Here is a 14,151-nt window from a genome sequence, read left to right on the forward strand (position 1 = left end):
ATGATGATATGAATGCCATTGTTGAGGATACGGTCAAGCACCTCTCCTTTGGCAACAAAGAACATCCCTTTAAGGGCGTCTTTGACGGTCAAAACCATACCGTGAAGGGCCTGAACTACGAGAATAAGGTCTTGGATCCCGAGCGCGATACGGGCTTTTTTGCCGAGACCGATGGCGCCACCATCAAGAACTTCCTGGTCAAGGATGCCAACATTTGGGCTGACTTCCGCGGCGGCATTATCGTGGGCAGGGCGATCAACACCCACTTCGAAAACGTTATGGTCATGGAGAGCACCCTGCACGTTACGTGTGCCAACAACATGCTCAATGTGATTACCAACGCGGGCTTTGAGGGAGGCCTGATTGCCGGCGAGCTCGACGGCTGCACCCTCTACAACTGCGAGGTCTGTGGCGGCCGCGCCGTCAACAACACGACTTCGGGCGTACAGGCAATCGGTGGCGAGGGCCTGTACATGGCGGCGTTTGCCGGCTACGTTAAGAACTCGACCATCGAGTATTGCCGCGTGACGCCTACGCGCAACAAGGATGGCTCGATTGCCGAGAAGGGCATGACCGACGTTACCAATAAATACGATGTGGCCATTGGCGCCCTGGGCGGCAACAACGTGTACGCCTCGGGTTTTGTGGGCTGCATGGCAGAAGGCGCTAAAGTCATTGACTGCTTTTCAACGGCGAAATGCTATAGCTATGCTGCTTCTTACGTGGGCGTTGTCTCCGTAACGCGCGCTTGGACGGGCGGTCTTGCAGGCCGCATCTTGTCTAAGAGCGGTAATGAAATCACTCGCAGCCATTTCGCCGGCGATTTGAGCTCGCGCCAGTACAACCCCATCGCCGTGATCCCCATTATTCAAAACGACGTGAACCTGGGCGGTATTGCTGCACGCGCTAATGCGGGTGATGCGACTATCACCGATTGCTACTTCAAGCCCAGTGTCAGCCTATCCGGGTTTAGTCAGGGTACGGCAGCCAAGAAGAAGATTTACGCCCTTGCGGGTGATGGCACGGTATCCGGTGCCGGATTCGGTCCCTGGGACGACGAGCGCTACGTCACACGTGAGCTGTGGGAGCAGCATGATTACGACTTCTGTGCCGGCACCATGCGCTCGACTGCTAACGATGCGTATCTGAATGACTCACACCCCAATGAGTGGGCGATGGACTACAAACTGAATATTCCCGTGCATGGCCAGAGCGTTAAGGCGACGATTGATTTTCCCGGTGCAGGCATCGCGACCATCGAGGCAACCAAACTCGGTATTGATCAGGCGACCTCGGATCCGTATACCTTTGCCGTGAGTGCCGTGCTGGCGGGAACGGCCCAGGGCTTGGCCCAGGGCGATACGTCGGTAACGTTTAAGCAGGATACCTCCGCAAAGCCTGAGGGGCTGAGCGAGGAGAACGGCGGCTACCGTTTTATGGGCTGGTTCCGCGAGCCCGATGTGCAAGTGAATCGAATTGGACAAGACAACAGCTGGTTTGACGGCAAGACCGATGCCGATGCTGTGGCTGCTGGCAAGCAGGTCCAGAAGAGCGAGTTGCACGACGAAACGTCAACCTATACTGCCGATAACGCGAAAGGGTCCAAGGCTTTTGAGGGCAATGACCTGTTTATCGCTTCGTACGAGGCACAGGTGCTGTTCTATAACGTTAAGGGCAAGACGCTTGATTGGAAAACCGGTGCTGCGCACGGCAAGTCAACTGATTGGTACCGCTATGGCGTGGGTTTGACGCCCGCTGCCCCCGCGGATCGCGGCAACTTGAAGCCTACCGCGACATTTATCGGCTGGACCACGCAGCCTAGCAGCGAGGCGGGGATGAATGGTGGCTATGCCGCCATCACCTCGACTCAGTTAGCCGAGCTTAAAAATCAGGGAGCTTTTTATCCTGCGGGTAGCGAGATCACGGTTGTCCGTCCTACCGACTTCTACCCGGTGTACAGCGACTACGTGTCGAACATCATAACGGTGTTCGAGGGCAATGAGCAGGACACAACCGACGATAAGACTCTGCGCGACGGTGTGGGCAAAACCAATGTCGACGTCCAGACTACCGAGGACGGCACCAGCGTCTACACGGTACAGGTGTGCAACACGGAAGGTACGCCCCTGTCCAATGGCGGCAAGCTGCCCGATGGCTATCGCTTCTTGGGTTGGTACGAAAACAAGGGAACCGAGGATGCTCCGCTCGAGGTGCGCGTAAGCCGCGATCCCAGCTATACGCTCCCCGCAGATGTCGATTTAACCGCGCCGCATACCTACATCGCCCGCTTTGAGTACCGAGTGGATTATTACGTTCGGGCTTATACCAACCATGAGTTTACGGACAGCAAGCTACTTTGTTCCGTTTGGAATCGCTATCAAACGCCCTTTGAGGAAAACGTCGGTAGTACCTTCGTGCGTGAAAACGTCGTCCACTGGGGTCCGGAGCATGTTGACCACGGTATAAAGGATAGGTATGACGAAACGTGTGGCACGCGCTTCACGGCGAATACCCTTGTCGTGAGTCCCCTTAATGCGTACTCGCACAACGTTAAAAACGATACGGGAGCCGATACTCTGAAAAACCTCTATGCCGATACCGATTTTCCAGGCGCTGCAACGCTAAGCGATACTTGGACTTCGGCTTCGCTGAACGTAACGGCCAAACTGGTGAATGATCGCTATCGCCTGAATTTCTGGACGCTTGAGCGCGATGGTGAATACTGGACATATGTGAAAAATCCCATCGAGAGCATGGTGCGTACAGATAAGAAGTACTACGTTCGCGCGATGATTACCACGGACGTTAATTTCTACAACAAGGGCGATAATGTCGTGAGGACTGCCACGCGGCGCTATGAGAGTAACTTGCTGCAGACCAAGGTGAACGGGGCGGATCCGACGTTCACGTATTACTACCCGCATGTTAATAAGTCGGTTAAAGTGGCCGAAAAGCCAGAAGATGGTGAGAAGGGATCGTATGAGAGCCCCCTGACCCTCGAAGCTTCCCCGACCGATGCCGACATGGCCGTGCCGGGCTATAAGTTCCTGGGCTGGATTTCGACCGCCGAGGTCAAGAAGGATTCTGCCGTCTGGAAATATATCTATGATGTCGCCAACGACCCCTATGTGACGAGCAATCCGGAAAAGGCGGCGCCATACTTGGCGACGGATGACTCCAAGGTCACCCAGTGTCAGGATGCCTATCCCGTCTACGCAAAGTTCGACGTCAACTACACCACCAACCTGCACCGCGCCGGTTTTAATGGCACTTCCGAGGTGAATGTTCCTAGGTATGACATCACCCCTAATCTCAATGCGGACAACGATCCCGCCACGGCAACGGTGACTCCTGATATCGAAACGACGGTATACAAGTCCGGCGGCGAGTTATACAAGCTGAATAAGGTCGAAATCGAACTTCCGAACGGTGAGGTTAAAAAGCTCGAACCTAACGGCGATAACTCGTATTCCTATCAGGTGGAACCCGGCGGAGCCTATACATTTGTGGCGTACTATTCGCCGTTGGCGGTCGTGTACCATCTCAATGCTAAAGATGTGGATGGCAAGGTAGCCCAGCAGGGCGATACGCTCGGCAGCCTTAAGGACGGCATCCCGCTGCCGACGTATAACGTTGGCGACATCGATGATGCAACGAACGCATACAATGCCTTCGTAGGCTGGACGGAAACTAAACCGGCATCCGGCAACGGTTATGTCGTTTGGTCGGACGGCCTTCCCATGGTGAATACAAACACTGTGGTTAACGCCCCCATGGAGCTGTACCCGGTCTACCGTGCCAGCGCGGTAATTGTCCAATCGAATATCGATGCCAATCTGGATAACCCCGATTCCGTGCGTTCTCTTTCGCGCACCGACTCTGGCGATCAAATTTCGCTGGAAGTAAGAGCTACAGCTGAGGTTGTCGGCAAGGATGGCACCAAGTACGACTTTGTCGGCTGGTCGCGTGACTATGAATCCGATAGTAAATACACTCTGATGACCGAAGACGATAAGTATCCCCTCGAGGGTAGTGAACCCTTTAAGGGCGCGACGTATACCGCGGTGTACAAGGTCACGCCGTATAAGGTGCGCTATCACAGCGTCGACGGGGCGGTCATCTTTACGGCGACGGTCGACTCGGGCGACGAGCGCGCGCAGGACGGTAAGCCTGGCTTTGTCTACACGGTCGATGTTCCCAAAATGGACGAGAGCGGCAACCCTGTCTACGACAACGACGGCAATCCTGTGATGGAGCAAAAATCCGTGGCGTACGATCCGGACGCCCACTCCAAGATCGTCGCGCTGCTCGATGAACAGGCTGCTGCCAATGGCGATAAGCGCGAGCTCTTCTTGGAGTGGCGATATGTGGGTGCCGATGGCACTGCAAAGTCTTGGGATGAGTTCAAGGGCGAGCCAGTCAAGGGCGACATGGACCTGTATCCCGTGACGTATCGCGTGGTTGCCAACGATACGTCTGATCCCGCGAAACCCGTAACCATGACCGCGCAGCTTAAATGGCTGCTCGATCCCGCCGCCGCCAACACCGTCGATGACGGTGCCGACAAGGCGCCGTTTAAGGTCTGCTTTGCCGAGCCGTTTATGGGAACACAACTGACCGTTACGGTAACGCAGGCAAGCTACGGCCCTGGTGCAGAGGGCGTTTCTGCGGCGGAAAAGCCTGTGAACGGCAAGTTTGTCTCGCTCTACAGCCTGGGTTCGGGTGGCGGCTCGTTCGACCTGGCCAACCGTCTGGAGTCCAAGAAGACAGGCGAAGGCGAGCAAGGTCCCGGTAATGCCGTGTTCAAATTTGCCCAGACTCATGCGCTGACGATCGTTAAAAAGACTACCGACGCCAGCGCAATGGGGCAAACGTTCCGCTTTAAGGTAACGCGAAAGGCGTCGGAGGATTCTCCTGCCGAGACGCGCATGGTCGAGGTGAAAGTTAGCGAGAGGCGCGACGAAGACGGCGAGACCTGGTATGTCGGCAGCGTGCAATTTGCCGCGCCGACGGGCATCTATACCGTCGAGGAAGACACGAATTGGGCATGGCGCTACGAGGGCGAGCTGAGCACGCCGGGCAAGGCGCCCGGTAAATCTGCCGAGCTGACGATTTCGTCTGCTTCGAGCGCGGGCGATGCGGTGGTGACGTGCGTCAACACGCGCGCGAAGGACAAATGGGTCGATGGCGGCTCGCGTGCCAAGAATGTTTGGGAAAACGGCACGCTGAGGAGGGAGGACAAGGATGACTAAGCGCAAGCGGATCGTTGCCCTCCTTGTCGGCGTCCTCCTTTTGGCCGGCGTCGTCGGCACCTTTGCGTGGCTTTCGGTTACGGGCGTGCTGGTCAACGAGTTTGGCTTTGGCTCGGTGGCGCCTTCGGTGGACGAGACGCTCGACAATAATGTGAAGAGCGACGTTGCGGTTAAAAATAGCGGTTCAGCTCCGGCATACCTGCGCGTTGCGGTGGATATCTACTGGCAGGACAAGGATGGCGCACGCCTGTGGGATGAGCCGGTCGAGGGTACCGACTACGCCATTGTGTGGGGCGACGTGTCCAATGCCTCAACTACTAGCAGCGCCTCGTCTTGGGTTCGCTCGGCCGACGGGTTCTACTACTGGACGTCTCCCGTTGCGCCGCTCGGCAAGACGGGCGTGCTCATCAAGAGCGTGTCCGAGAAGAAGACGGATGGTAAGAACCTGGTCGTCGACATTTCGACCCAGGCAATTCAGTCCACGCCCGACGATGCAGTTAAAGAGGCATGGGGTTGCACGGTCAATGATGGCGTGCTGGTGCCGCCGCATGGAGGTGCGTAAGTATGGCGTTTCTAATTCGCAAAGGCGTTGCGTGCTCCTTGCGTTGCATGGTCGCGGCCATTTTCTGCATGGTCGCGATCGCCGTTCCTGCCCGTGCATTTGCCGACGCTCCATCGATTGCCTATGACGGCAACGCGCACCAGCTGACGGTCTCGGGAGCAACGGGCACCTCTGGGGAGCCCGATCTGTTTCCGGCCTTTAAAGATTTGATGCCCGGTGATACGCGCGATCAGCAGATTGAGATACGGGCCACGGGCGTAAAGTCCCAGGTGCGCGTATTTGTGCGTGCCGTTGTCGATCACGAGACGGCACGCATGCTGTCGCCAATCGCCTTGACGGCATCGACGGGCGATGCGTCGGCGGGCTGGCTTCAGGCGGGAGCGCCGGGCAGCGTGTTTGCCCATCCCACGCAGGTCGCAACGTTTACGAGCGATGGCAGCACGGTGCTCAATTTGCAACTAAGTGTCCCGTCGTCGGTGGGCAACGAGCTTGCCGACGCAAACAAGGCTATTCGCTGGGAGATTACCGCCGAGGACGATGGCGAGAAGATTCCCGTACAACCTGCTGGCAGTAAGAGCCCCGGTCTGTTTGGCCTGGCGGCAACCGGCGACAGCACGCTCGCATTGCTCTTGGTGTTGCTGACGCTTACAATCATTGCTTTCATGGCCGCGCTGCTTTTATCCCGGAGGGATAAGCGCTAGGTCCATCTTCTAAATGCCTCCGCCCGGACAGACGTTTCAGTTGTGGCTCAGCAGCTAGCAGCTACTTAATCTTGGTCGTACCCGGTGCCAGGTTGGGGTCGGTTTCGTTGGCCTCGGTCTGGAAGTGCTCGGTGTACACGTTCTTGCCGTCGCGGAACATCTCGTAGTACTGCATCTTGGCGTAATCCTCGCGTGCCTTGGTGGTGGCTGCGGCAACGGCGTCGTCACCGGTGACGTTGGAGGAAAGCGCCCAGCGCAGGCTGGCGTCCTCATAGCCCACGGAGTTGATGGCGGGCAGCGACTCGCGCAGCGTCATGTGTGCCTTCTGGTAGTCGGTCAGCGGTGCGCCGATCAGCTGCATCAGCTGGGTGGACAGGTAGTTGGTGGACAGGTCGTCGACCTCGCTCGTCTGGTCGCAACCGGCAACGTCGTAGTTAGCCCAAATGATGTAGTCGGTCTGCCACAAACGCTCCTGGTGGGTGGCGTCGTCCTCGCCGGTAAACCACTTATCGTTGAACTTGGACGGGAAGAACGGCTGGTGGTCGCCCCAGAACACCACGACAACCTTGCGGTCGAGCTTGCTCAGGGCGTTAAGGAAGTAGCGAAGCGCCTGGTCGGACTGCTCAATGCACGAGACGTACTCGTCGACATCGGACAGCGTGCCGTCCTCGATGGTCTTGGCGTCCAGGTCGGTCGTGTCGATGTTTAGGTGCATCTGCTTGTCGACCGGCACCAGACCCGTGTCGTAGCCCGAGTGGTTCTGCATGGTCACGTCGAAGATAAACTGCGGATCGGCGTTCTGGTCGAGCAGCTCAAGAATCTTGTCGTAGGTAGCCTGGTCGGTCACCATACCGCGCAGGGTATCGGCGCCCTGGAAATCGTTAATGGACAGGAACCGGTCAAAGCCAAAGTCTTTGTAGACGTTCTCGCGGTTCCAGTTGGTGGCGTGGTTGGGGTGCATGGCCGTGGTGGAATAGCCGAGCGACTTGAACTGCTCTGCCAGATTCCCGGTCGTTTCCATGTTGTAGATGGTGTAGGGGTACACGCCCGAGCCCAGGTTGGCCATGGAGTTGCCGGTCATAAACTCAAACTCGGTATTGGCGGTACCGCCGCCGTAGGCGCTCACATAGAGCTTGCCGCGGCTGAGGCAGTTGGGCAGGCTCTTAAAGTACTGCGGGCCCTCGTAGCCGGCGCGCATGTTCTGGTAGATGGAGAGGTCCGAGAAGGTCTCGTTCATGATGGCGATGACCGTGGGCTTCTCGCTGTCGAATTGCTCCTTTGCGGCGGCGCGCTCGTCGCTCTTGGCCGCGTCGGACTTGTCGTAGGCCTTGGCGTACTTTTTGAGCGTGGCCTTGGCATCGTCGACGGAGTAGTCGGCGGGTTTGGGCGGCTTGATGGACTGTGCCGCGCTAATAAAGGCAGGCAGGTAGCCCTCGCGCCAGTAGCTCTCGAGCGGACGCCAGGTGTAGACGGTGATGCCGAGGGTGTTGTAGTAGTCGATGAGCGTGACATGCGCGGTCACGCCGCCCAGGCACAGCACTGCCACGAGCAGGTTGGTGAGCAGCATGCGCTTGGCGTTGGCGGTGCCCTTCTGGCGATGCGGCGCGACCAGGCCGGCGTACTCGCACAGCAGCATGGCGATGGCGGTAAAGCCCATGGACAGCACGCAGAACAGCGAGATGGAGAAGGTGTAGCCGGTGCCGGCGACCGCGGCAGCGGTGGAGATGGCCGAAAGGTCGCCCGGCTGGATGGGCATGGATTTAAACGTGATGACGAAGAACTCGGCAATGCCCAGGACAAAGAGGGCAAAGGCCAGGATCGCGGGAGCTGCGCCGTGGCGCTGGAACAGGAAGAACAAGCCGATCATGAGCACGGTGATGATGGCCCACTCGAGCAGGATGCACAGGGGGTAGACCCAGGTAAAGTCGTGGTTGGACGAGACCTCCATGCCCAGCAGCGCAAAGACACCGGCGAGCAGCATGCACAAGACGGCGGCGACGAGCGGGCGGCCCACAAAGGCGCCGCGCAGGCGGGCGAGCTTGCCTGTGGGGGCGGGGGCATCGGACCCGGCGAACGCAAAGACGCGCGGGGCGATGCGGTCGCGGGCGATGCTGGCCCAGGCGCATCCGGTAAGGATGGCATTGGTCAGGATGAGCATCACAAAGGCGAGCGGCTCGTTTTGGGCGACGAGGCCCACGGCGCCCCAAATGGTCAAAAAGACCTGGAACAGACCGAAGGCGACGCTCCAGGCGATGGCGCTTTTGGCAACGGTGCCCGACTGTGCGCGAATGGCCTTGGCCTCGCGCAAGACAAGGTAGACGGTCGCCGCAAGACCGACGAGCGAGATGGCGGCAGCGAACATGCTGAGACTCCTCACAAACTAAAACCTACGAAAGCGGGGGTTTACCCGATTGTTACCAAGATATGCGCTGCAATTGGTGGCTGCGCACAACAACCAGCCATATTAACGCGCATGTGTGGCGGTGTGGCGCAATGTAGTGTCGACCTGCGCGATAATGGACGGGAATTACACGGAAACGTAAAGGCTTCTTAAAGAAATGGTGAGGGTAGGGCGATGAGCGAGCAGGTTTGCAAGGCGGACATGGGCGGCGACGGAGCGGCGGTCGATACGTGCGGCTATCCGGTCGAGACTACGGGCAACGCGGTGCTGGACATCTTGGAGCATCGCTCGTCCACGCGCGCTTTTGCGCGCGATGACAGCGACCGTCCCGTAGCGGTGACCGACGAGCAGCGGGCGGCGATCTTGCATGCGGCGAGTCGCGCGCCGTCGGCAGGCGCCATGATGATGTATTCCATCGTGAGCATTCGCGAGCAGGCCACATTGGACCGCCTCGCCGACCTGTGCGATCACCAGCCCATGATCGCCAAGGCGCCCTGGGCACTAATATTTGTGGTCGATTATGCCAAGTGGATCGATCTGTTTGAGCATGTGGGCTGCTTTGAGCCCGAGTTTGTCGAGCGCACGGGTAAGGCGCCCCGCCGCGTGCCGGGTTTGGGCGACTTTGCCATCGCGGCCCAGGACGCCGTGATCGCTGCGCAAAACGCCGTGGTTGCCGCCGAGGCCTTGGGGCTGGGGAGCTGCTACATCGGTGATATCGTCGAGAATGCCGAGGAAGTCGCCGAGCTGCTCGATCTGCCGCCCTATACTATGCCGCTGTCGATGCTCATCATCGGCACGCCCCGTAAGGAGCGCCCGGCCATTGCGCATCCCGTGGTGAACCTGGTGCACGAGGAACGCTACTGCCGTGCGGATGCCGCGACCATGGACGCGCAGGTGGCCGAGATGGACAAGATGTTTCGCCCGCATGCCCGCGAGGTGGGGGAGCGCGTCGTGGATATCTACACCCGCAAGCACACGAGCCCCTTTATGGCCGAGATGAGCCGCTCCATGGAGTGGTGGTTCAAAAATTGGCTCGGAAAATGACAGATGTGGCAAAGGGACAGCCCCTTTGTCACATTCCATATCGCCGCGGTGGCCTAAAGGCCGTATAAATGTTTATCTAGCTGGGAAGACAGTGCCAATCAAACATGGGCCGATTACCTATAATCCCTTCGAACATTAAAGTTGGGAGGAAACCGGCTTATGGAACAAAAGGCCAAGGAGGCAGCCTCGCACGCTGCGATTCCTGTGAGCATCTCGGCGATGCTCGTCACGTTGGGCGTGGTGTACGGCGATATCGGCACCAGCCCTATGTATGTAACCAAGGCGCTCGTTGCCGGCAACGGCGGCATCGGAAGCGTAACGGAGGAGTTCGTGCTCGGCGCGCTCTCCCTTGTCGTGTGGACGGTCACGCTGCTGACCACCATCAAGTATGTGCTCATTTCGCTGCGCGCCGATAACCATGGTGAGGGCGGCATCTTTGCCCTGTACAGCCTGGTCAAGCGCTGCGGCAAGTGGCTTATCATCCCCGCCATGCTGGGTGGCGCCGCGCTGCTCGCCGACGGCATCCTGACGCCGGCCGTTACCGTTACCACGGCCATCGAGGGCCTGCGCACCATCCCGGCGGTCCATGCCGTGCTGGGCGATGACCAGGGCCGCGTCGTCGCCATTACGCTCGCCATCATCATCGTGCTCTTCTTGGTACAGCGCATCGGTACGGCCAAGATCGGTCACGCCTTTGGCCCCATCATGACGCTGTGGTTCCTGTTCCTGGGCGGCACGGGTCTGTTCTTTGTCTTCCAGTACCCTGCGGTGCTGCTGTGCCTCAACCCGCTGCGCGGCATCGGCTTTTTGCTGAGCCCCAACAACCATGCGGGCATCATGATCTTGGGCAGCTGCTTCCTCGCTACCACCGGTGCCGAGGCGCTCTACTCCGACATGGGTCACGTCGGCCGCGGCAACATCTACGCCACCTGGCCGTTCGTTAAGTGCTGTCTGCTGCTTTCCTATATGGGCCAGGGCGCTTGGCTTATCAACAACGCTGCCAACCCCGAGCTCATGGGCATTGCCGACCTTAACCCGTTCTACCAGATGCTCGCTCCGGGCCTGCGCCCGTTTGCCGTCGGCCTTTCCACCATCGCGGCCATCATTGCCTCGCAGGCGCTCATTACCGGCGCGTTCTCGCTGGTGTCCGAGGCCAGCCGTCTGGACCTCATGCCGCACATGCAGGTCTTCTACCCTGCCGAGACCAAAGGCCAGCTCTACATCCCCATGGTCAACAACGTCATGCTCGTGGGCTGCGTCATCGTGGTGCTGCTGTTCCAGAACTCGGCGCATATGGAAGCCGCCTACGGCCTTGCCATTACGCTGACTATGATGTGCACCACGCTGCTGCTCTTCTTCTACCTGCACGAGGAGCGCAAGCTCAAGGTTGCTCCGTGGATCTTCGCGGCCTTCTTCCTTTTGCTCGAAGGCTTCTTCTTCGTGAGCTCGCTCACCAAGTTCTTCCACGGCGGCTACTTCACCATCCTCATGGCTGCACTCATCATGGGCATTATGGTGTGCTGGTACAACGGCACGGCGGTCGAGCAGCGCCAGTTTACGCTGCTGCCGCTGCGCAGCTACCTGCCGCAGCTCAAGCGCCTGCGCGATGACGATCGTTACGAGCGTCTGGGCGACAACATCGTGTACCTGACCAAGGACACCCATACCGACTACATTGACCGTGATATCGTCTACTCGATCTTGGACAAGCATCCCAAGCGCGCTCGCGCCTGGTGGTTCGTGAATGTCGAGACCATGGACGAGCCGCATACCTTTGCCTATTCGGTCGAGACGTTCGGCACCGACTACGTGTTCCGCGTGCATCTGTACCTGGGCTACAAGATCAACCAGCGCGTCAATGCCTACCTGCGTCAGGTCGTTCAGGACCTGGCTGCCACCGGCGAGCTGCCGGCGCAGACGCATGACTACTCGGTCTACAAGGATCCGGGCAATATCGGCACGTTCAAGTTCGTCATGATCCGCAAGCTTCTGGCACCCGAAAGCGACGTGGAGCCGAGTGAGCGTACGGCCATTACGCTCAAGTACATCATCCGCCGCGCCGCCGGTACGCCCGCGCGTTGGTATGGTCTGGAGAACTCCAACGTGAGCTTTGAGTACGTGCCACTGTTCACCAAGTTCAAGGCTGTGAGCAAGATGCAGCGCCTGGCCCCCAACGAGCGCCCGTAGTCGACGCTCGAAGTTTGTCTGCGAACGGGCGGGCTTGTAATGACGGGGATTGAGTCCTGGGAGGAAACCATGGATGCAAAGGTGCTTGACGGTCGCGATCTTGCGACCGAGCTGGTGCGTGAGGCGTGCGTCGACGCCGCCGAAGATCGGTTCTTTACGAATCGTGCCAACATGGACATGGCCGATCGCGTGATTTCGATCGTGGCATTGGTATTTGGAGCGGTGTGCGTGTGTGCCCTGCTCGCGCACGTGCTGTTTGTCTAACGACCGCAGGTTGCAAAGGCTATACACTTAGAACCACCACGAGGGAAAACCACCACAAAGGTGCCTGTCCCCTTTGTGGTGGTTTTTGTTTTTGAGAGAGGGGCGGGGCGCTGATGGACGTCCGTACGGACGGCGATATTGCCGATAGCTTTTGGTGGCGGCGCACAACGCTGACGCGTCGCAGCCCTCTGTATGACGCCTGCGTATCGGTGGGGCTGCTGGTCGCGGCGACGATTGTGGGCGCGCTGCTCGACCATCCGGGTCTCGCGCCGAGCATCATGATCGTCTATGTGCTCGCCGTTCAGCTGTGCGCATTCTTTACCTGGAGTCGCCTGTATTGCTTGCTGAGCTCGGCTGCCGCCGTGGCGCTCTACAACTTCTTGTTTGTCGACCCGCGCTACTCGCTGTCGCTTATCGACCGCGTCTATCCTGGCATGTTCTTCATCATGTTCGTGGTCTCGCTTGTGTCGAGCTCGATTGCGTTGGCCCTGCGCCGCGCCTTGGCACAGGCTGCCGCCAGCGACCGCCGCACGCATATGGTGCTCGAGACCAACCGCATGTTGCAGCGCTGCGCCGACGAACAGCAGATCGTTCACGCTATGGCCACGCAGCTGGCGCGTCTTTCGGGCCGTCCGGTCGTGTGGTACGGCGCCGACGCCGAGGGCGATGACCTGCTGCCGCGTGCGACATACACGGCCGTGGGCGATGCCGCGCCGGTGCACGAGCTGGCGCCGCAGATGCCGCCGCGGCTCTCGGCGTCCGCCTATGTGGGAACGCCGCTCGATGCCACCTATGGCGGCTCGGCGTTTTATGGCATCTACCTGACGGTTCGCGCGGGCGACGGCTTCGTGCGCTCGGGCGACCCCGCCTCGGTGGTAGGCGTGCTGGCTATCGTTGCCGAGCCCGACGTGCTGACGCATGAGGAGCGGGCACTTGCCGATGCCATCGTGAGCGAAGGCGAGCTGGCACTCGATCGCGCCCGCGCCATGGAGGCCCGCGAGGAGGCGGCGGTGCTCGCCAAAAACGAACAGCTGCGCGCCAACCTGCTGCGCTCCATCTCACACGATCTGCGTACGCCGCTCACCAGTATTTCGGGCAATGCCGACGTGCTGCTCGATCAGGGCTCGACCGGCACCGCGGTGCTCGATGCCCAGACGCGCCGCGGCCTGCTTCTATCCATTCGCTCGGATGCGCTGTGGCTCAACGCCACCGTCGAGAACCTGCTTGCCATCACCAAGCTCGAGGGCGGCGGCATGCATCTGTCGACTACGCTCGAGCTTATGGACGATATCGTCGAGGAGGCGCTGCGCCACGTAAGTCCGGCCGTGCGCGAGCACGACCTTAAGGTGGTGGCGTGCGATGAACCGGCGCTCGTTAACGTCGACGCGCGTCTGATGGTACAGCTCGTGGTGAACCTGGTGAACAATGCCATCACCTATACGCCCGCAGGCTCGCATATCGTGATTTCGATTGGCGTCGACGATGGGCACGTGGCGTGCTCGGTGGCCGATGACGGGCCGGGCATTGCGCCCGAGGACCGTGAGCGCATCTTTGAGTCGTTCTACACCGCCAACCATGGCCTGGCCGACAGCCACCGCAGCGTGGGCCTGGGGCTTTCGCTCTGCCGCTCCATTGCGCTGGCACATGGCGGTAGCATAGAGGTTGCCGCGGCGGACCCGCACGGCTCGGTCTTTACGATCGAGCTTCCCGTCGCCGATGTTTCGTTTGATAAGGAGTAGC

8 protein-coding genes are annotated in these 14,151 nt (G+C 59.4%); 7 read left to right on the plus strand and 1 reads right to left on the minus strand.

The window, feature by feature from the left end; genetic code table 11:
- The first annotated feature begins 8 nt into the window (after nt 1-8).
- Genes ACEG18_RS08650 through ACEG18_RS08660 form a run of 3 tightly spaced genes read left to right on the plus strand, consistent with a single transcriptional unit; the run spans nt 9 to nt 6,515 of the window.
- A complete protein-coding gene (locus ACEG18_RS08650; protein WP_372542329.1) occupies nt 9-5,252 on the plus strand; it encodes a hypothetical protein in 5,244 nt (1,747 codons plus the stop codon).
- Nucleotides 5,245-5,814 (plus strand): hypothetical protein, encoded by a 570-nt coding sequence (locus tag ACEG18_RS08655; protein WP_372542331.1) that lies wholly within the window; start codon nt 5,245-5,247, stop codon nt 5,812-5,814. Before ACEG18_RS08650 ends, ACEG18_RS08655 begins: the two co-directional genes overlap by 8 nt.
- A 2-nt stretch (nt 5,815-5,816) precedes the next feature.
- Nucleotides 5,817-6,515 (plus strand): hypothetical protein, encoded by a 699-nt coding sequence (locus ACEG18_RS08660; protein WP_372542333.1) that lies wholly within the window; start codon nt 5,817-5,819, stop codon nt 6,513-6,515.
- 61 nt (nt 6,516-6,576) lie between these two features.
- Here ACEG18_RS08660 and ACEG18_RS08665 read toward each other — a convergent pair whose 3' ends face one another.
- Entirely contained in the window at nt 6,577-8,877 is a 2,301-nt protein-coding gene (locus ACEG18_RS08665; RefSeq protein WP_372542334.1) for an LTA synthase family protein, read from the minus strand.
- A gap of 213 nt (nt 8,878-9,090) precedes the next feature.
- Between ACEG18_RS08665 and ACEG18_RS08670 the strand changes: the two genes are divergently transcribed.
- The 4 genes from ACEG18_RS08670 (at nt 9,091) to ACEG18_RS08685 (ending at nt 14,150) form a co-directional block, all read left to right on the plus strand.
- Nucleotides 9,091-9,960, plus strand: coding sequence for a nitroreductase family protein (locus ACEG18_RS08670; protein ID WP_372542336.1), 870 nt, complete (start codon nt 9,091-9,093; stop codon nt 9,958-9,960).
- Between the two features lie 159 nt (nt 9,961-10,119).
- Entirely contained in the window at nt 10,120-12,147 is a 2,028-nt protein-coding gene (locus tag ACEG18_RS08675) for a KUP/HAK/KT family potassium transporter (protein WP_372542338.1), read from the plus strand.
- A gap of 69 nt (nt 12,148-12,216) precedes the next feature.
- Nucleotides 12,217-12,411, plus strand: coding sequence for a hypothetical protein (locus ACEG18_RS08680; RefSeq protein WP_372542339.1), 195 nt, complete (start codon nt 12,217-12,219; stop codon nt 12,409-12,411).
- Between the two features lie 113 nt (nt 12,412-12,524).
- Nucleotides 12,525-14,150 carry a sensor histidine kinase gene (locus ACEG18_RS08685; protein ID WP_372542341.1) on the plus strand — a complete coding sequence of 542 codons (1,626 nt, stop codon included), beginning with the start codon at nt 12,525-12,527 and terminating at the stop codon, nt 14,148-14,150.
- The last annotated feature ends 1 nt before the right edge of the window (nt 14,151 follow it).

The sequence above is a fragment of the Collinsella aerofaciens genome, assembly GCF_041537385.1.
GTDB classification, from domain to species: Bacteria; Actinomycetota; Coriobacteriia; order Coriobacteriales; family Coriobacteriaceae; genus Collinsella; species Collinsella aerofaciens_BV.

Excerpts from the sequence above, each read along its gene's own strand:
- ACEG18_RS08650 (WP_372542329.1), top strand. The coding sequence starts at position 9 with ATGAATGCCATTGTTGAGGATACGGTCAAGCACCTCTCCTTTGGCAAC.
- ACEG18_RS08655 (WP_372542331.1), top strand. The coding sequence starts at position 5,245 with ATGACTAAGCGCAAGCGGATCGTTGCCCTCCTTGTCGGCGTCCTCCTT.
- ACEG18_RS08660 (WP_372542333.1), top strand. The coding sequence starts at position 5,817 with ATGGCGTTTCTAATTCGCAAAGGCGTTGCGTGCTCCTTGCGTTGCATG.
- ACEG18_RS08665 (WP_372542334.1), bottom strand. The coding sequence starts at position 8,877 with ATGTTCGCTGCCGCCATCTCGCTCGTCGGTCTTGCGGCGACCGTCTAC.
- ACEG18_RS08670 (WP_372542336.1), top strand. The coding sequence starts at position 9,091 with ATGAGCGAGCAGGTTTGCAAGGCGGACATGGGCGGCGACGGAGCGGCG.
- ACEG18_RS08675 (WP_372542338.1), top strand. The coding sequence starts at position 10,120 with ATGGAACAAAAGGCCAAGGAGGCAGCCTCGCACGCTGCGATTCCTGTG.
- ACEG18_RS08680 (WP_372542339.1), top strand. The coding sequence starts at position 12,217 with ATGGATGCAAAGGTGCTTGACGGTCGCGATCTTGCGACCGAGCTGGTG.
- ACEG18_RS08685 (WP_372542341.1), top strand. The coding sequence starts at position 12,525 with ATGGACGTCCGTACGGACGGCGATATTGCCGATAGCTTTTGGTGGCGG.